Below are 16,622 nucleotides of genomic sequence, written 5' to 3'. Positions count from 1 at the left end.
GTCAATCCAGTTGGACCCAGACTTTGCGGGTGGTTTCGAGCACGCGCCAGATGCCTTTGAAGCCCGGGCGCATGATAAAGGTGTCCCCGGCCTGAATGCGTTTGACCGGCTGGCCTTCTTCCACCAGTTCGGAGACGCCGGAGAGGATCGCACAATACTCCCAGCTCTCGCCCTTGATCGACCAGTAGGCACCGGGGGTCACTTCCCAGACGCCTGTCCGGACCCGGCCGTCCGCGCTTTTTTCGATGTCCCAGGTGGTGAATATCGGGTTGCCCTCGACCAGTCGGTCCGGCAATGGCTCGCCTTTGCGGCCTTCGCCGAGGTCGGAAAAATTGAAATGGGTCAGATAGCTCATGGTCGGTGTCCTGTCGGTTGAATGGATTGAAATTCGGGTATTAAAAGCGGCATCACAGCTCACCGGCGGCCCAGCGGGTCAGCGCATCGGCAGCCAGCTCTCCGTCGATACAGGCCAGCACGCGCTCGCCCATCAACGAAGAAAACTTGAACATCTGGCCATCGCAATTGGTCACCACCACGGCCTGGCCATCCTGTTGCACGCGAAATTTGGCGGTGGCGTCCTTGACGTAATACCCCACCGCCATGCGCAGGGGGCGGTACTCGGCGGCGTCGCGCAGGTAAGGGGCGAAATGGGCGATGACGTCGTAGCCTTCGGTCACGTCCGCCTTGAACCCGGTCAGCTCCGGCGAGCCCGCGCGGCGATGCAGGCCCGAACCGAACTTCAGGCCGGTCCCGCCTGCGGGGGCCAGCGCGTAGTTGTCGCCGACGCCCAGATCCGTGAGGCAAGGACCGCTGGCCCAATGAACCTGTTGCTCCGGTGGGGCCTGGACGTAACAGACCGCCTGGCGCCAGATCGGCAGGTCGTCGATCTGCGGCATCAGGCCCGGCAACCAGGCACCGGCCGCCACGATTACCGCATCGCCCTGCACGACTTCGCCGTCGTCAAGGGTCACGCGGCTGGCGACAGTGTTGACGTGCATGACTTTGCAGTGGGATTGAAGCGTTGCGCCGTGGGTTCGCACCCAGGCCAACAGGCTGTCCACGATGCGATCGGCGAACAGCACGCCGCCGTCGGCCTGATACAAGCCTTGCGCCGAGGCCGGGAGCATCAGCTGCGGGCAGAGCCGCTCGGCCGCGTCGCTGCTCATCACTTCATGGGGGATGCCCAGACGGCGGAAGGTCGGCAGCGTCAGTTGAATCTCGTCATTCGCTTCCATCGACACGCCGAAGGTGCCGGTGGCCACGAAATGCTGTTCACCGATGTCTTGCCAGAGCCGCTCCCAGGCACCGAACGCCTCGCCCACCATCTGCGTGTAGCCCTCGGCATCGCCGTATTGGTAGCGGATCATCCGGTGCTGGTCGTAGGAGGCCGCTTGCGGATTGGGCAAGGCTCCCTGCTCCAGAACCGTGACGCGATGCCCGCGTTTCAGTGCGGCACGCGCGCAGGAAAGCCCGACGGCGCCAGCGCCGACGACAATGATGTGTTTCATGAACCGACCCTTGAGCAGAGCGCGACAGGCGCCGCGCGCACTAATGACATCCCGCGGACGCGGGAATCAGATCCGAATTTTGCGGGTGGCTTTCACGCCGCCCGACAGGTACTGCTCGAACTGGCGCACCAGCAGCATCGCCACCAGGTTGATCACCAGGTAAAACACCGAGGCGATGACGAAGATCTCGATGATGGCGAAGGTTTCGCTCATCAGCCGTTTCGCATAGCCTGTGATTTCCAGCACCGTGATGGTCGAGGCCAGGCTCGACTCCTTCACGATGATCGCAATCTCGTTGCCGTATGCGGGGAGTGCCTGACGCAAGGCCAGCGGAAAGCGCACTCGCAGGAAGGTCACCCACTTCGACATGCCACACGCCTGCGCCGCTTCCACCAGACCGTGGGGAACTGACTGAAACCCTCCGCGAAAGATTTCCGAGGTGTAGGCCACCGTGTTGAGCACCACAGTCAGCACCGCGCAGTTGAGGCTGCTGCCGACCACCCACCACAGCACCGGGGTGTGCCGCACGAACTCCAGTTGCCCGAACCCGTAATAGAGAATGAACAGCTGGACGAGCAGCGGCGTGCCGCGAAAAAAACCGCTGAACGCCGAACAACACGCCACGATCCAAGGGCGGCCCGACAGGCGCAACAGCGCCAGCAACACCCCGAACGGCAACCCCACCAGCACCCCGAAGAGGCCGATGAGCAACGTCACCTCCGCCCCTTTGAGCAGAAAGGGGATGGCCTCTTGCAGCAAGTCCAAGTCCATCAACGCGCCCCTCGAAATCCGCGATTCAGGTGCACTTCACACACCCGAAACAGTCGCTGGCTGAGCCAGGTGATCAACAGAAACACCAGCCCGGCGATGAGGTAGAACGCCAGCGGACTGCGGGAGATGCCCGCTGCCAACGCCGCCGTGCGCATCAATTCCCCCAGGCCCACCACCGACACCAGCGAGGTGTCCTTGATGGTCATCTGCCAGACGTTGTTGAGGCCCGACAACGCACTCCTGAGCATCAACGGCAGGACGATCCGCAAGTAGATCGCCTTGCGCGGCATGGCCAATGACTTCGACGCTTCAATCAGCCCTTCCGGAATTGTCGCCAGCGCCCCGCGCAACACTTCCACCGAATACGCGCTGGAAATGATGCTGATCGCCAACACCCCCATCAGAAACGGATAGGCGTTGCGCAACGCCGACTGAAACCCGAAGAACGCGCCGATCTGATCCACCACCTGCACCGAGCCGAAGAAGATCAGGTAAATGATCAACAACCCCGGAATGCTGCGCACCAGCATCGTGTAGGCCTCGACCAGACGGCCCAACAGGTACACCTCACGCCAGCGGACGATGGCCAGCGGCAGTGCGACGATCAGGCCCACACACATGCCCAGCAGGCCCAACCCCAGTGTTACGGCACTGCCCTTGAGCAAGGAAACCGCCCAGCCCTGCTCGAATAAAAACCGCCATACGTCCGTCATTGACCACCCGACTCATTCAATACTGCGCGAACGCTGCCCATGCCTCAGACGCGTGAAGCGTCGCCCTTGGCGTTCTACTGTTTGCAGGGGATGGCGTAGTCTTCGTCGAACCATTTTTTGCTGATCGCAGTGAGCTGGCCTTTCTTCGACAGGTCGCACAATGCGCTGTCGACCTTGGCCTGCAACGCGCTGTTGCCCTTGCGGATGCCCACGCCCATGCCGTAACCGAGCACGGTCGGGTCATCCGCCTGGCGCACGGCCACTTTCACCCGCGTGAACTTCGCGCCGCCGGGGGTTTTGAAGAAGTCGGTCCAGGTCGGCGAATCGCTGTAGGCGGAATCGATCCGGCCCGCTTCCAGGTCGGCCAGCATCTGCGTCGTGGCGTCGTAGGTTTTCACCTCGGATTTGGGCAGGTGCTTCTGCACGTATTTGGCGTAGGTGGTGCCGTTGACCACGCCCACGGTCTTGCCGTCGAGCTGCTTCTCGATCTCGGTGATCGACCCCAGCGAGGCAATCGGCGAGTCCTTGGCGATCACGTAGTACTGCGGCACGCCACCGTAGGGAATCGAGTAATCGATCTGTTTCTTGCGCGCTTCGGTGATGCCCAGGCCCGAGACGATCACGTCGAAACGGTCGGTGCTCAGGGAGGGAATCAGCGTGCTGAAGGACTGCACGACAAAACGGCATTTGACCTTCATTTCACTGCACACGGCATTGGCGATGTCGGCGTCATAGCCGGTCACGTTGCCGTTGACGTCGGCCATGCTGTACGGCGGGGCATCGCCCTCGGTGCCGACCGTCAAGGTATCTTCCGCTGCGTTGACACCGGAGGTGAGGCCGATCAACGCAGAGCCACAAACGAACGCGAGCAAAGTCTTCTTCATCGAGAGATACCTAAGATCATTTCAGTGGCGGCAGCAGCGATTCAAGGGTGTGACAGGAAAGCCCTGACACGTTCGGACGTGGAGTGATTGAAGACCTCTTCGGGGGTGCCGTCGTCCTCGATGCCCCCTTTATGCAAAAAAACGATCCGGCTGGACACTTCGCGGGCGAACCGCATCTCGTGGGTGACCAGCAAGATCGTGTTGCCCTCTTCCGCCAACTCGCGGATGACCCTCAGCACTTCGCCCACCAGTTCGGGGTCGAGTGCAGACGTCGGTTCATCGAACAGCATGATGCGCGGCTGCATGGCCAACACCCGCGCAATGGCGACCCGTTGCTGCTGGCCGCCGGACAAGGCCGAAGGAAACGCCGCAGCTTTCTCGGCCATGCCGACGCGGGTCAGCACCTGCATCGCACGGTCGCGGGCTTCGTCGCGGCGCAGCTTCTTGACCCAGATCAGCGCTTCGGTGACGTTCTCCAGCACCGTGCGGTGCGGCCAGAGGTTGAAGCTCTGAAACACCATGCCCAGTTCGGCGCGAAAATCATCCACCAGACGCGGGTTGCTGAGGTGCACGCTGCCGTTGCTGCGGGTCTCGATGTGCAGCCCGCGGCCGTTGACTTCGATGGCGCCCGAGGTGGGCATTTCCAGGAAATTGAGGCAGCGCAGAAACGTGCTTTTGCCGGAGCCCGAGGAGCCGATCAGGGAAATCACTTCGCCCTGGCGGACTTTCAGGTCGATGCCCTTGAGCACCGCCACGTCGCCAAATTGCTTGTGCAGGGCATCGACTCTGAGCACTACGGGTGATGGCTGCGCGTTCAAATCGAGGCTCCAGTGTCAGCCGAAGCGGCCGGTGGTCGTGGCCTCAATTTGGAACGTGGCGACCATACTGTCAAATGAGAGAAATATCGCCGTGCATAACCAAATGTTATTCACCGGGCGCAGGGGGTACGCCCGATGTGTCGCGAGGCGATTAGAGAACCTTGGTGGCGCCCGCTGGGGTGGCCTGAGCAGCCTGGACATTGCGCTTGCCTTCCCGGCGCAGATGAATCATCTGCCCGACGACGCCCACTACCAGCGCGAGGGCGATAAACCCCAGCGCGCCTTTCAGCAGCGGCGACTCAGGGTCGGTGACGATGGGATGGCCGTCCGGCACACGGCGCAAGGTTTCGGAGACGCTGGGCACCATGAGGAAAAACGCGGTCAGGCTCAGCAGGACGGTTTCGAGGTACACACGTGCCCTGCCCAGTGCGCTGACGAAGCCAACACCGTACCCCGCGAACAGCAACACCAGCGTGATCGCGCCAATCACCGGGCTGACGGGTTGTTTCGCCACAAGGAACACCGTGCTGCCGCCGAGCAGCATGAAGAGGAAGTACGCCAGGCCCGGTCCTGACCTCGGCACGATGCGCCCGTGCTTGATGAACATGTACGCCGCCAACGGAATGGCGGGCAGGCTGCCGAGGGTGTGTACCCAGCCGAGGGGAGAAATGCCGAACATGGGGTGCGTCCTGTTTTATTGGATGATGTGCACAACGGCTCGACACCGAAAGACGACGAGAGCGTTTCGGTTTGTCGGCGCTGAAGCGTTATGATTCGGCGTTCAGGTTATTGAAGGCGTGGTCGAACGAACATGACGGATTTACTGGGAAATTTGATCATTCTTCCGGAAATGCAACTGGAGGGGTTGGCGGCGGGTGACTTGCTGTCTCAGGTATTGGCGCAGATTCGCCTCACCGGGGATCGGGTCTATTCGTCCAGCGTGGCGCAGGGAGAGCATCTGGATCTGGATGAAAAAAGTGCCCACGTCTGCGTGCTGCAAACCGGGCAGTTGCGCATCGAGGGGACGGATCGACAGGCCATCGTCGTCGAACAGGGCGACATTCTGCTGCTGCCCCATGATCCGTCGCCGTTGACCATCACGGCAACGAACGGCCCCGCGACGCTGGTCATTTGCCGGTTCTGGTTCGACGCGGGCAGCTTTCAGGCGATGCTGTTCGCCATGCCCTGGCTGATTCACATCCGCCACGCTGACGCCGCGCCGTGGTCGGAAGGCATCCTGCATTTCATGCTGCTGGAGGCCAACGACACTCAACCGGGCGGCGCACTGATGATCTCGCGCCTGATCGACCTGGTGGTCATTCGCATCCTGCGCACCTGGGTTCAACAAGGCCTGGCGTCGGGCTGGCTCGGCGGATTGTCGGATGAACGCATCGCCCGCGCCCTTCGCGCGATTCACGAAAAACCCGGCCAACAGTGGCGCATCGACGTGCTCGCCGATGTGGCCGGTATGTCGCGCTCCAGTTTCTGCGACCGCTTCACCGCGCTGGTGGGCCGCTCACCGCTGCGTTATCAGAACGAATGGCGGCTGACGCTGGCCAAGACCATGCTGGCCCGACACGACAGCCGCATCGGGGAAATCGGCTTCGCCATCGGCTACGAATCCGAAGCCGCGTTCAGCCGGGCGTACAAGGCGTTCTTCGGCCGCACGCCTCGGGATGACAGTGGCCGAGGGGCGTCGGAATCGCGGTGAGGTACGCGTGTCGGGCGTCAGAGCGTCACGCCTGTCCACTGCTCCGACACGTGCCACAAGCGCGCCGCGAGTTCGGGATCGGCCGCCCATTGCGCAACGCCTTTGCGGCCTGACGCGGGATCGTTCACCGGGGCAATGTTGCAGTCTTCGCAATACACACCCCCCTTGCCGTCCAGCAGTGGACTGGTCGCGCACCACAGTCCGGTCGCCGCGCCCTGTTCAAGGGTTTTGAGGCCGCGTTCAGGGGCGATTTTCTGCTGGCCGTTTTCATCGAATACGTCAAATGCGTCGATCTCGGCGCGGCTCAAATGGCGCCCGAGGTCGGTCAGAATCTGGCCCGGATGCAGCGAAAACGCGCGAATGCCAAGGTCACGACCGCGAGTATCCAGCGCCAGGGCGAACAGCGCGTTGGCGGTTTTTGACTGGCCGTAGGCGACCCACTTGTCATACGGGCGACGGTTGAAATCGATGTCCTCGAAATCGATGCCCGCGATCTGATGGCCTCGGGATGAAACGGACACCACCCGCGCCGAACCTGCTGCCCTCAACACCGGCCAGAGGCCGCAGGTCAGGCGGAAGTGGCCGAGGTGATTGGTGGCGAACTGGCTTTCATGGCCGTCGGCGTCCCGGACAGGAGGCGATGCCATGACGCCCGCGCAGTTGATCAGCAGAGAAAGCGGGTGGCCCTGCTGGACGATGCGCTCGCAGAAGGTCCGAATGGACGCCGGGGCCATCAGGTCCATGGGCTGAACGCTGACACCCGTGATGCCCGCCAATGCAGCGTGGGCACGTTCGACGTCTCTGGCAGGCACGATGACCTGCGCCCCGGCGTTCGCGAGACTTTTCGTGGTGATCAAGCCCAGGCCGGAATACCCGCCGGTAACGATGGCAAGGCGCCCGCTCAGGTTGATGCCTGTCATCACGTCGTCGGCAGTGCTCGCGGCGTTGAACGGTGAAGGGAGCGGTTGTTGAAGGGTCGTCATGGGTATGTCCTTGGTGTGTATCGGAGCGTTCAATTCTTCTTTAAGCTGGCGGGACGAACCAGTTCATATCATCCGGTTTTCTGTCGTGATCATCCAAAGCCCTGTATCCGATCCTCTCTCCGACATCCTTTCCCTGGCGGGCCTGCGCGCCGCGTGTTCGGTGCGGCTGCAAGCCGGTGGCAAATGGGCGTTGCGCTTCCGGCCCATCGAGCTGAAATTCAACGTGGTGCGTCGGGGCGAATGCTGGCTGTGCCTGCCGGATCAGCCGCCCCGCCGCTTGCAGGCGGGGGATTGTTTTGTGGTGTCCCGCACGCCGTTCGTGCTGGCGAGCGCCCCCGAACTTGAAGCCGTGAATGCGTCCGAGGTTTTCGGGCCGTCGGGTGCGTCGGCGAGTTTTGGCGTCGGGGATGAGGTGGAGCTGTTAGGTGGCAGCGTCTCGCTGGTCAGCCCCGGCGCGAGCGATTTGCTGGCGCTGTTGCCACCGGCTATCGTCATCCGCGCCGAGTCGGGGGGAGCATCTTCGTTCGCCTGGCTGCTGGATGAACTGGACCGGGAGTGGCAATCGGCGCTAGCCGGGGCGTACACGATGTGCAACGACCTGCTGCGGCTGATCTTCGTTCACGCGCTGCGCCATCACATCAGCACCGCCGATGTCGCTGATCTGGCCTGGCTCGCAGGGTTGCGGGAACCGGCCGTTGCCAACGTCATGCGCGCGATCCACAACGCCCCGGACAAATCCTGGAAACTGGCCGAGATGGCCGACATCGCCGGCCTTTCGCGGTCGAGCTTCGCGGCCCTGTTCAAGGCACGGGTCGGCCAGCCTCCCGTGGAATACGCCACCCGCTGGCGCATGCGCGTGGCCGCTGCACGATTGGCCGCTGGCACCGGAAGTGTCGCCACCGTTGCGGCGTCCTTGGGTTACCTTTCCGACGCGGCATTCGGGGTGGCGTTTCGGCGAGTGCATGGGAAATCGCCGGGGCAGTATCGGCGGGAGGTTTTGCAGGCTGAGCGCCGAGATTGAACCTGGTGGAGCCAGGCCCAGAACTCACCGGCGACACTAAGTCCTGTGGGAGCGAATTCATTCGCGAAAAGGGGGTCAGACGCTGGAGATGTATCGACTGGACCGTTCCCTTCGCGAATGAATTCGCTCCCACAGTTGAGTCCGCGTTAGACCTCAAGCTTCGCGACGACCCTGACCTCTGTGGGAGCGAATTCATTCGCGAAGGTGGGTCAGGCGATGAAGAGCCGCGGCCGCACCCGTTATCGAGCTGCAGTCGGTCAGAAGGGTTCGCAGCTTTATCCCTCCGCGCCATACCTGATCCCACTCACATACCAGATCGCCTCGCCACTCGGCGTCTGAACCGTGACCTCATCCCCCTCTTCCTTTTTCAACAACGCGCGGGCCATGGGCGCGTCGATGGAGATGTAATCCAGACGCCCGTAAATCTCGTCATGCCCGACGATGCGAAAGCGTTTGGCTTCACCGTCGTCGTTCTCGATCTCGACCCACGCGCCGAAGAACACCCGCCCTTCCTGTTCCGGCGAATAGTCCACGACCTTAACGTCTTCCAGCCGCTTGCGTAGGTAGCGCACGCGGCGGTCGATCTCGCGCAGCAGCTTTTTGTTGTACTGGTAATCGGCGTTTTCACTGCGGTCGCCGAGGGACGCCGCCCAGGCCACCTTCTGCGTGATTTCCGGGCGATGCACCCGCCACAGATGGTCCAACTCCGCCTTCAAGGCAGTGTGGCCTTCTCTGGTAATGATGTTCGTCGCCATGGCCGGGCCTCGCGTGGGAAAGGCGCTAGCTTACGGCGCTCCTGGCGCCCCAGCAAATGCGCGGGGCGCCAGGCAGCGATCACTCGGCGGCGCGCTGGTTGTGGCTGGCGACAAACTGGCGGAAACGCTCGGTGGGCAAACCTTCGAACAATTCATCCGGCGTGCCCTGGGCATCAATCAGGCCCTGGGCCATGAACACCACCCGATTCGACACGTGCCGAGCGAAGCCCATTTCATGGGTCACGACCAGCATCGTGCGGCCCTCTTCCGCCAGCGAGCGCATGACCCGTAACACCTCGCCCACCAGTTCAGGATCCAGCGCCGAAGTCGGCTCGTCAAACAGCATCACCTGCGGGTTCATCGCCAGCGCGCGGGCGATCGCCACCCGTTGCTGCTGACCGCCCGACAGGTGCGCCGGGTAATAATCGCGGCGATCGTACAGGCCGACCTTGTGCAGCAGTTGTTCGGCTTCTTCGACGCACTCGGCGCGGGAGCGTTTGAGCACGCGCATCGGGCCTTCGATGATGTTCTGCATCACGGTCATGTGCGACCACAGGTTGAAGCTCTGAAAGACCATGCCCAGTTTGCTGCGCATCGCCTCGACCTGCTTGGTGTTGCTGGGCATCAGTCGCCCGCTGCCGTTCTGCTTCATCTCGATGACTTCACCGCCCAGCACGATCCGGCCTTCGTCAGGAGATTCCAGCAGGTTGATGCAGCGCAGGAAAGTGCTCTTGCCCGAGCCGCTGGCCCCCAGAATGGAAATCACGTCGCCGCGATGGGCGTCCAGCGAAATCCCCTTGAGCACCTGAACCGAGCCGAACGATTTGCAGATGTTGGTGACCGACAGCGCGGTCTCGATGGTTGAGTTCATGACGGGCTCCGCAGTGTTCAAAGGGATGGAGGCGTTTCAGCGGCCGGGGTGGCCACCGGCTGTACAGGGCGTTCGCGCAGGTGCGGCGAGAGTTGGTACTCGATCCACGACATGAAGCGAACGATGAGGAAGTTCAGCACCAGATAAATCACCGCCGCGCAGAGGAACACTTCCATCGTGCGGTAGGTGCGCTGAATGATTTGCTGCGCGACGCCGGTCACGTCCCACACCGTCACCAGGCTGGCAATGGCCGTGGATTTGACCATCAACACCGCTTCGGTCGAATAGGCCGGCAAGGCCTGACGCAAGGTGACCGGACCAATCACCCGGTACAGCAAGGTCCAGCGGCTCATGCCCACGGCCTTGCCCGCTTCGATCTGGCCCTGAGGCACGGCGAGCAGTCCGCCGCGCAGGATTTCAGCGGTGTAACCCGCCGTGCACATCGCCAGCGAGACCACCGCGCAACCATAGGGCGAGCGCAGGATTTCCCACATGAAGCTGCTGCGGATGGCCGAGAACTGGCCCAGGCCGTAATAGATGAGGAACATCTGGATCAGCAGCGGCGTGCCGCGAAACAGCCAGATGTAAAAGCGTGCCGGGTAGCTCAGAAATGGCCAGCGGCTGACGCGCAACGAGACCACGCCCACGGCGAGCAACAGGCCGATGGACAGGCTGGCGAAGAACAGGCTCAGGGTGGTGGGCAACGCCGCCAGCAGCTTGAGCATCGTGTCACTGAGAAAGGCAAAATCGATCATCGTGGTTCCCCTCTCAGGCGTTCGGGTTGCGGCGCTGGGTGCGCTGCACGCGGTTTTCGGCAATGTTGAACAGGCGTCCTGACAGCCCGGTGAGGATCAGGTAACACGCGCCGCCGACGATGTAGAACGTGAAGTATTGGCGCGTGGAACCGGCTGCCACCTGACTGGCGCGCATCAGTTCGACGAGGCCGATCACCGAAATCAGCGCCGAATCCTTGAGGGTCATCTGCCAGACGTTGCCCAGCCCCGGCAGCGCGTAACGCCACACTTGCGGGATCAGCACGCGACGGATGCGCATGCCCTTGGTCATGCCGATGGCCAGCGCGGCTTCAAGTTCGCCCTTCACAATGGCGAGGTAGGCGCCCCGGTAGACTTCCGCCTGATAGGAGCCGGAGATCAGCCCGACCGCCAGCGCGCCGACCAGAAACGGTGGCGTGTCGACGAACCCTTCGCCGCCGAACCAATGGTTGACGGCCCCCATCACGGTGGCGCCGCCGAAGTAGAACAGGTAGATGACCAGCAATTCGGGAATCCCGCGAAACAGGATCGAATAAGCGTCGCCGAGGTAACGCAACGGGCGACGGCGCGAGAGCTTGGCCGCCGCAACGGCACTCCCGGCCACCGCCCCCACCAGCAACGCCGCCAATGTCAGCACCACCGTCATGCCTGCGGCCTTGAGCAAGGCCGCGCCCCACCCGCCGTTACCGAAGCTGAGCAGCTGTAAGAGATCCATAGCGTCATTCCCGCCGCAAACAGTTCAAGGTCCGGTGTCTGGCGACACCCCCAACTCATACATACTTGTCTTTACAAGCATATGCAATTTGATTGCCAGATCGTTTGGGGTCGTTGCCGATCGGGCTGCGACCCCTCTGTTCAGGCGTTTGAAGGGGGATAAGGTTCCATGACAGGGTATGTGGGTATTTTCTTCCGGCTGCGTAGGACGCATCGGTTTGGGGCGGTGGGAAACATCTGGCGCCATTGAAGTGCGTCGGGGTGTAACAGATGGGTTGGCCCATCACCCCTCCCCCAACACCCCCAAAAAACTCTGCACATTCGCTCGCTTGCGTTTCTCGGTCGGCACAAACGCGCAGTACGGGTGCCCCAGCGGCAGAGAACGCGCAGACAACACGATCAACCGCCCCGCCGCCAGATCAGGCTGGGCGATGAGCTTTTGCCCCAGCGCAATCCCGCACCCGAGCTTTGCCAAGGTGATCGACAGGCTCGACAGCCCGGAGCGTCGGCCCAGTGCCGGGTCCGGCGATGGCTGCCCGACTTCACTCGCGTACCAGTCGCTCCACGTCGGATGGGACGCGTAATTCGGCCCCCATTGCGTGTGAATGAACAGGCTTTCGTGAATGCGCGTGAGGTCGAATTCGCTGTTGCCGTGGCGATACCACCATTCCGGTGCACACAGCGGCACGACGTGATCATGCACCAAGGGAATCGCTTCAAGGCCAGGGTAGTGATAGTCGCCATAGCTGACACGGATATCGACATCGTGCCGGGCCAGGTCCACGGGATCGTCTTCGACCCGCACGTCCACCGACAACTGGGGGTAGCCTTCGAGCAAGGCCGCGAGCTTCGGCGCCAGCCACACTTCGGCCAGGGAGAACGGCACGCTGACGATCAATCGTGTGCGCATTTCCCCTTCCAGGAGGCGAACGGTCATGGCGGCGATGTCATCCAGCGCCCGTGAGGTCTGCGGGAAAATGGCCAGCCCGGCGTCGGTCAGCGACAAGCGATTGCCGCTGCGCACGAAGAGCTTCTTGCCGAAGTATTCCTCCAGATGGCGCACCTGTTGGCTCACCGCTGCGGCGGAAACCCCGAGCTCCTTCCCGGCCGCGACGAAGCTCGCCAACCGCGCCGCCACTTCGAAGGTGCGCACGGCATTCAAGGGTGGCAATCGTTTCATGTGCGTCTTCCCCAAGTTTTTCTAGGGGGAGGCTAACAATTTTTGCCGTTGTTGCGAAGATTTCCCCACGTTAGCTTTAGGCCATACCTCAGCGGCCTCGCGTGAACAGGCCGCCCTTCAACAAGGAGTGCCGACATGAACACTGTCATCAATCTTCAGCGCTACCCGCTCGACCGCGTCGGCAGCGAGGAATGGAACGCACTGGTCGACAAGGCCCGCGCCGAACTGGCCCGCAACGGCATGTTCAGCCTTGAAGGCTTCATTCAGGACGAACACGTCGGACTGGCCGCACGGCAGATTCAACCGACCATGGACGCCGAATCCCACACGCACAAACGCTCGCACAACATCTACTTCAAGCCGGAGATCCCGGAATTGCCCGCCGATCACCCGGCGTTGAAAAAGGTCGAGACGGTCAGCCACACCCTGTGCGGCGATCAGCTTGCCAGCACGGTCGTCACCGAGGTTTACGAATACCCACCGCTGGTGGCATTCCTCAGCGCGGTGATGGAAAAACCGGCGCTGTACGTCATGGCCGACCCTCTGGCGCGGGTCAATGTGATGAGCTACCGCGAAGGCGAAACCCTGAACTGGCACTTCGACCGTTCGGAGTTCACCACCACTTTGATGCTCCAGGCGCCGGAAGCCGGAGGCGAGTTCGAATACCGCACCGACCTGCGCACGGCGGACGATCCCAATTACGACGGCGTGGCCGACTTGTTGCGTGGAAACGACCCCGAGGTGCAGAAACTGCGTCTCAGCGCTGGCACTCTCAATGTGTTTCGTGGGAAAAATACCGCGCACCGGGTGACGCCGGTACAGGGTCAACGCGAACGGATGGTCGCGGTGTTCTCTTACTACGAAAAGCCTGGCGTGATGTTCAGCGCCGAAGAGCAGATCGGTTTTTATGGGCGTGCGGCCCAGCCAAACACCGAAACCACAGCAGCATAATAAAAACAGACGATTCGCGGCTTTTGATCTAGCTTGACCCTGCCAGTCCTTTCAACCAGATGGGGAAACACATGGGCCACACCTATAACGTCACTAAAAAAATCCTCGCGTGTGCAGCACTGGGCGGCAGCCTGGTTTTCGGCGGAGCGGCTTCCGCCAAGGAATGGACTTCGGTTCGCGTTGCGACCGAGGGCGCCTATGAGCCTTGGAACATCACCCTGCCCAGCGGTGAGATTTCCGGTTTCGAGCCTGAGTTGCTGAAAGACGTCTGCGCTCGTATCAAGCTCGAATGCAAACTGCAAGCGCAAAACTGGGACGGCATGATCGCCGGCCTTAACGCGGGCAAATTCGACGTGCTGATGGACGCCATCGTCATCACCCCCGAGCGTCAGAACGAGATCGCGTTCTCCATCCCTTACGCCAACACCCAGGCCGTGTTCGTCAGCGCCGATCCGAAGATCATCGCCAGCATGCCGAGCAACGAAGTGCTCAAACTGAGCGGCGACCCAACGAAAGACAAAGCCGCCATCGACAAAATGAAAGTGATGCTCAAGGGCAAGACCCTCGGCATCCAGACGGGCACGGCGTACACCAAATTTGTCGAAGACAACTTCACCGGCGTGGCGGACATTCGCACCTACGCCAAGTCCGCCGAGCACCTGCTCGATCTGAACGCCGGTCGCATCGACTTCGCGTTCGACGACGTGACCTTCTTCACCTCCGCCCTCGACACGCCTGATAACGCCGCCGTGAAAATGATCGGCCCGAAAATCGGCGGTGACATCTGGGGCCCGGGCGAAGCGTTGGGCTTCCGCAAGGCGGATAACGACCTGCGCGAGAAGTTCGACGGTGCGCTGAAAGAAGCACTGGCCGACGGCACCGTAAAACGCCTGTCCGAGAAGTGGTTCAAGGCTGACATTCGTCCTTGAGGCTTCGCAGGACCGGCAGCGCAAGATGCCGGTCCCGTGAAAAAGCTGTGGGAGCGAATTCATTCTGGGCGGCATACCGACGAATGATGGATCAGGCAACAGGGATGTACCGACTGTACGGCCCTCTTCGCGAATAAATTCGCTCCCACAGTTGAACCCGTATCAGACCTCAAGCTTCGGGGCGGCGCTGGACTTCTGTGGGAGCGAATTCATTCGCGAAAGGTAGGTCAGGCGACAGGGATGTATCGGCTTTACGGCCCCTTCGCGAATGAATTCGCTCCCACAATTTGAACCCGTGTCAGACCCCAAGCTTCGCGGCGGCGCTGGACTTCTGTGGGAGCGAATTCATTCGCGAAAGGCAGGTCAGGCGACAGGGATGTATCGGCTTTACGGCCCCTTTTGGCGAATGAATTCACTCCCCCCGCTGAATTATTTCGTGTCCTCATGTATCTGATCGGTTAGAGCGGTGCCACCACTACGATGGCATCTGCAGGCTAGACCGATTCCGCAACTGAGTGACCCGTATGAAATTAGGCAAGAAAAAAGTCAAACCGATTGGGCTGCAGGACATCACGATTGTCGACGACGCGAAAATGCGTAAGGCGATCACCGCAGCCGCCCTCGGTAACGCCATGGAATGGTTCGACTTCGGCGTGTACGGCTTCGTCGCCTACGTGCTCGGCAAAGTGTTTTTCCCCGGCGCCTCCCCTGGCGTGCAAATGGTTGCCGCGTTGGCGACCTTCTCGGTGCCCTTCCTGATTCGTCCACTGGGTGGCCTGTTTTTCGGCGCGTTGGGTGACAAATACGGCCGACAGAAAGTCCTTGCCGCGACCATCGTCATCATGTCGCTCAGCACCACGGCCATCGGCCTGATCCCCTCCTACGCCTCCATCGGCATCTGGGCGCCGATCCTGCTGTTGCTGGCGAAAATGGCCCAGGGCTTCTCGGTCGGTGGTGAATACACCGGCGCGTCGATCTTCGTCGCCGAGTACGCCCCGGACCGCAAACGCGGCTTCCTCGGCAGCTGGCTGGACTTCGGTTCCATCGCCGGTTTCGTGCTGGGCGCGGGTATTGTGGTGATGATTTCCGCCGTCATCGGCGAAGACAAATTCCAGGAATGGGGCTGGCGCCTGCCGTTCTTCCTCGCCCTGCCGCTGGGCATGCTCGGCCTGTACCTGCGAAACGCCCTCGAAGAAACCCCGGCGTTCCAGCAGCATGTGGAAAAGCTCGAACAGGGTGATCGCGAAGGCCTGTCCCACGGCCCGAAAGTCTCGTTCAAGGAAGTCGCCGTCCAGCACTGGCGTAGCCTGTTGACCTGCATCGGCATCGTGGTCGCGACCAACGTTACGTACTACATGCTACTGACGTACATGCCGAGCTATCTGTCCCACAACCTGCATTACAGCGAAAACCGTGGTGTGCTGATCATCATCGCGATCATGGTCGGCATGCTGTTCGTGCAGCCCCTGATCGGTTTCATCAGCGACAAAATCGGCCGCAAGCCCTTTATCATCGTCGGCAGCATCGCGCTGTTCATCCTGGCGATTCCAGCGTTCATGTTGATCATCAGCGGCAAGATCGGCCTCATCTTCGCCGGATTACTGATCCTTGCTGTGGTGCTCAACTTCTTCATCGGCGTGATGGCGTCCACCCTTCCCGCGATGTTCCCCACGCACATCCGTTACAGCGCGCTGGCCAGTGCGTTCAACGTCTCGGTGCTGATCGCGGGCGTCACCCCCACCCTCGCCGCCTGGCTGGTGGAAACCACCAACAACCTGTACATGCCGGCGTACTACCTGATGGTGGTCGCGGTGATCGGTCTGGTGACCGGCCTGACCATGAAAGAAACCGCCAACAAACCCCTGCGCGGCGCCGCCCCGGCAGCCTCCAACCTTGAAGAAGCCAAAGAGCTGCTGGAGGACTACCACGACAACATCGAACAGAAGATCGAAGACCTCGATCAGCAGATCGCGGAGCTGGAAGCCAAGCGTAAAGAGCTGGTGCAGCAGCATCCGCGGATCAACGAGTAAAGTCCCTCCG

Annotated in this window: 18 protein-coding genes; 5 read left to right on the top strand and 13 right to left on the bottom strand. The window is 61.6% G+C overall.

Annotation, left to right across the window (positions count from 1 at the left end; translation table 11 throughout):
- Position 1 precedes the first annotated feature (1 nt).
- The 7 genes from GVN17_RS11930 to GVN17_RS11900 form a co-directional block, all read right to left on the bottom strand.
- Complete coding sequence (locus GVN17_RS11930; RefSeq protein WP_166595458.1) at positions 2–355, bottom strand: cupin domain-containing protein; 354 nt, start codon at positions 353–355, stop codon at positions 2–4.
- A gap of 52 nt (positions 356–407) precedes the next feature.
- Entirely contained in the window at positions 408–1,508 is a 1,101-nt protein-coding gene (locus tag GVN17_RS11925; RefSeq protein ID WP_166595457.1) for an FAD-binding oxidoreductase, read from the bottom strand.
- Between the two features lie 66 nt (positions 1,509–1,574).
- Positions 1,575–2,279, bottom strand: a complete 705-nt coding sequence (locus GVN17_RS11920; protein WP_166595456.1) for an ABC transporter permease — start codon at positions 2,277–2,279, stop codon at positions 1,575–1,577.
- The gene (locus tag GVN17_RS11915; RefSeq protein ID WP_166595455.1) at positions 2,279–2,992 is read right to left on the bottom strand and encodes an ABC transporter permease subunit; all 714 of its coding nucleotides are present in this window, start codon (positions 2,990–2,992) and stop codon (positions 2,279–2,281) included. Before GVN17_RS11915 ends, GVN17_RS11920 begins: the two co-directional genes overlap by 1 nt.
- 74 nt (positions 2,993–3,066) lie before the next feature.
- On the bottom strand, positions 3,067–3,876 hold the full coding sequence (locus GVN17_RS11910; protein ID WP_166595454.1) for a transporter substrate-binding domain-containing protein: 810 nt from the start codon (positions 3,874–3,876) through the stop codon (positions 3,067–3,069).
- Positions 3,877–3,917: 41 nt separating this feature from the next.
- Positions 3,918–4,694: an amino acid ABC transporter ATP-binding protein gene (locus tag GVN17_RS11905; protein WP_218576172.1), complete on the bottom strand. Its 777-nt coding sequence runs from the start codon at positions 4,692–4,694 to the stop codon at positions 3,918–3,920.
- A gap of 151 nt (positions 4,695–4,845) precedes the next feature.
- A complete protein-coding gene (locus GVN17_RS11900) occupies positions 4,846–5,373 on the bottom strand; it encodes a hypothetical protein (protein WP_166595453.1) in 528 nt (175 codons plus the stop codon).
- Between the two features lie 132 nt (positions 5,374–5,505).
- Here GVN17_RS11900 and GVN17_RS11895 point away from each other — a divergent pair, with 132 nt between their 5' ends.
- Positions 5,506–6,405: an AraC family transcriptional regulator gene (locus tag GVN17_RS11895; protein ID WP_166595452.1), complete on the top strand. Its 900-nt coding sequence runs from the start codon at positions 5,506–5,508 to the stop codon at positions 6,403–6,405.
- 17 nt (positions 6,406–6,422) lie between these two features.
- Here GVN17_RS11895 and GVN17_RS11890 read toward each other — a convergent pair whose 3' ends face one another.
- Positions 6,423–7,388 (bottom strand): oxidoreductase, encoded by a 966-nt coding sequence (locus tag GVN17_RS11890; protein WP_166595451.1) that lies wholly within the window; start codon positions 7,386–7,388, stop codon positions 6,423–6,425.
- 85 nt (positions 7,389–7,473) lie between these two features.
- Here GVN17_RS11890 and GVN17_RS11885 point away from each other — a divergent pair, with 85 nt between their 5' ends.
- Entirely contained in the window at positions 7,474–8,409 is a 936-nt protein-coding gene (locus tag GVN17_RS11885) for an AraC family transcriptional regulator (RefSeq protein ID WP_371928536.1), read from the top strand.
- Positions 8,410–8,684: 275 nt separating this feature from the next.
- On the opposite strand, the gene greB is transcribed toward GVN17_RS11885, so the two are convergent.
- From greB to GVN17_RS11860, 5 genes are all read right to left on the bottom strand, one after another.
- On the bottom strand, positions 8,685–9,164 hold the full coding sequence (gene greB / locus GVN17_RS11880; RefSeq protein WP_166595450.1) for a transcription elongation factor GreB: 480 nt from the start codon (positions 9,162–9,164) through the stop codon (positions 8,685–8,687).
- Between the two features lie 79 nt (positions 9,165–9,243).
- Positions 9,244–10,035, bottom strand: a complete 792-nt coding sequence (locus GVN17_RS11875) for an ABC transporter ATP-binding protein (protein ID WP_166595449.1) — start codon at positions 10,033–10,035, stop codon at positions 9,244–9,246.
- A gap of 17 nt (positions 10,036–10,052) precedes the next feature.
- Positions 10,053–10,790 carry an ABC transporter permease gene (locus GVN17_RS11870; protein WP_166595448.1) on the bottom strand — a complete coding sequence of 246 codons (738 nt, stop codon included), beginning with the start codon at positions 10,788–10,790 and terminating at the stop codon, positions 10,053–10,055.
- Between the two features lie 13 nt (positions 10,791–10,803).
- Complete coding sequence (locus GVN17_RS11865; protein WP_166595447.1) at positions 10,804–11,523, bottom strand: ABC transporter permease; 720 nt, start codon at positions 11,521–11,523, stop codon at positions 10,804–10,806.
- A 282-nt stretch (positions 11,524–11,805) separates the two neighbouring features.
- The gene (locus tag GVN17_RS11860) at positions 11,806–12,702 is read right to left on the bottom strand and encodes a LysR substrate-binding domain-containing protein (protein ID WP_166595446.1); all 897 of its coding nucleotides are present in this window, start codon (positions 12,700–12,702) and stop codon (positions 11,806–11,808) included.
- A 135-nt stretch (positions 12,703–12,837) separates the two neighbouring features.
- Here GVN17_RS11860 and GVN17_RS11855 point away from each other — a divergent pair, with 135 nt between their 5' ends.
- The 3 genes from GVN17_RS11855 (at position 12,838) to proP (ending at position 16,612) form a co-directional block, all read left to right on the top strand.
- Positions 12,838–13,653: a 2OG-Fe(II) oxygenase gene (locus GVN17_RS11855; RefSeq protein ID WP_166595445.1), complete on the top strand. Its 816-nt coding sequence runs from the start codon at positions 12,838–12,840 to the stop codon at positions 13,651–13,653.
- Positions 13,654–13,724: 71 nt separating this feature from the next.
- Positions 13,725–14,582: a transporter substrate-binding domain-containing protein gene (locus GVN17_RS11850; RefSeq protein WP_166595444.1), complete on the top strand. Its 858-nt coding sequence runs from the start codon at positions 13,725–13,727 to the stop codon at positions 14,580–14,582.
- A 524-nt stretch (positions 14,583–15,106) separates the two neighbouring features.
- Entirely contained in the window at positions 15,107–16,612 is a 1,506-nt protein-coding gene (gene proP, locus GVN17_RS11845; protein WP_166595443.1) for a glycine betaine/L-proline transporter ProP, read from the top strand.
- Positions 16,613–16,622 lie beyond the last annotated feature (10 nt).

The sequence above is a fragment of the Pseudomonas sp. SLFW genome (assembly GCF_009905615.1).
Taxonomy (GTDB): domain Bacteria; phylum Pseudomonadota; class Gammaproteobacteria; order Pseudomonadales; family Pseudomonadaceae; genus Aquipseudomonas; species Aquipseudomonas bambusae.
Note: the sequence above shows the minus strand (reverse complement) of the source record. Positions and strands in the feature narration are given on the sequence as shown.

Coding starts and splice junctions, on each gene's coding strand:
- GVN17_RS11900 (WP_166595453.1), bottom strand. CDS start 5,373: ATGTTCGGCATTTCTCCCCTCGGCTGGGTACACACCCTCGGCAGCCTG.
- GVN17_RS11930 (WP_166595458.1), bottom strand. CDS start 355: ATGAGCTATCTGACCCATTTCAATTTTTCCGACCTCGGCGAAGGCCGC.
- GVN17_RS11925 (WP_166595457.1), bottom strand. CDS start 1,508: ATGAAACACATCATTGTCGTCGGCGCTGGCGCCGTCGGGCTTTCCTGC.
- GVN17_RS11850 (WP_166595444.1), top strand. CDS start 13,725: ATGGGCCACACCTATAACGTCACTAAAAAAATCCTCGCGTGTGCAGCA.
- GVN17_RS11865 (WP_166595447.1), bottom strand. CDS start 11,523: ATGGATCTCTTACAGCTGCTCAGCTTCGGTAACGGCGGGTGGGGCGCG.
- GVN17_RS11870 (WP_166595448.1), bottom strand. CDS start 10,790: ATGATCGATTTTGCCTTTCTCAGTGACACGATGCTCAAGCTGCTGGCG.
- GVN17_RS11855 (WP_166595445.1), top strand. CDS start 12,838: ATGAACACTGTCATCAATCTTCAGCGCTACCCGCTCGACCGCGTCGGC.
- GVN17_RS11895 (WP_166595452.1), top strand. CDS start 5,506: ATGACGGATTTACTGGGAAATTTGATCATTCTTCCGGAAATGCAACTG.
- GVN17_RS11910 (WP_166595454.1), bottom strand. CDS start 3,876: ATGAAGAAGACTTTGCTCGCGTTCGTTTGTGGCTCTGCGTTGATCGGC.
- GVN17_RS11875 (WP_166595449.1), bottom strand. CDS start 10,035: ATGAACTCAACCATCGAGACCGCGCTGTCGGTCACCAACATCTGCAAA.
- greB (WP_166595450.1), bottom strand. CDS start 9,164: ATGGCGACGAACATCATTACCAGAGAAGGCCACACTGCCTTGAAGGCG.
- GVN17_RS11890 (WP_166595451.1), bottom strand. CDS start 7,388: ATGACGACCCTTCAACAACCGCTCCCTTCACCGTTCAACGCCGCGAGC.
- GVN17_RS11920 (WP_166595456.1), bottom strand. CDS start 2,279: ATGGACTTGGACTTGCTGCAAGAGGCCATCCCCTTTCTGCTCAAAGGG.
- GVN17_RS11860 (WP_166595446.1), bottom strand. CDS start 12,702: ATGAAACGATTGCCACCCTTGAATGCCGTGCGCACCTTCGAAGTGGCG.
- proP (WP_166595443.1), top strand. CDS start 15,107: ATGAAATTAGGCAAGAAAAAAGTCAAACCGATTGGGCTGCAGGACATC.
- GVN17_RS11915 (WP_166595455.1), bottom strand. CDS start 2,992: ATGACGGACGTATGGCGGTTTTTATTCGAGCAGGGCTGGGCGGTTTCC.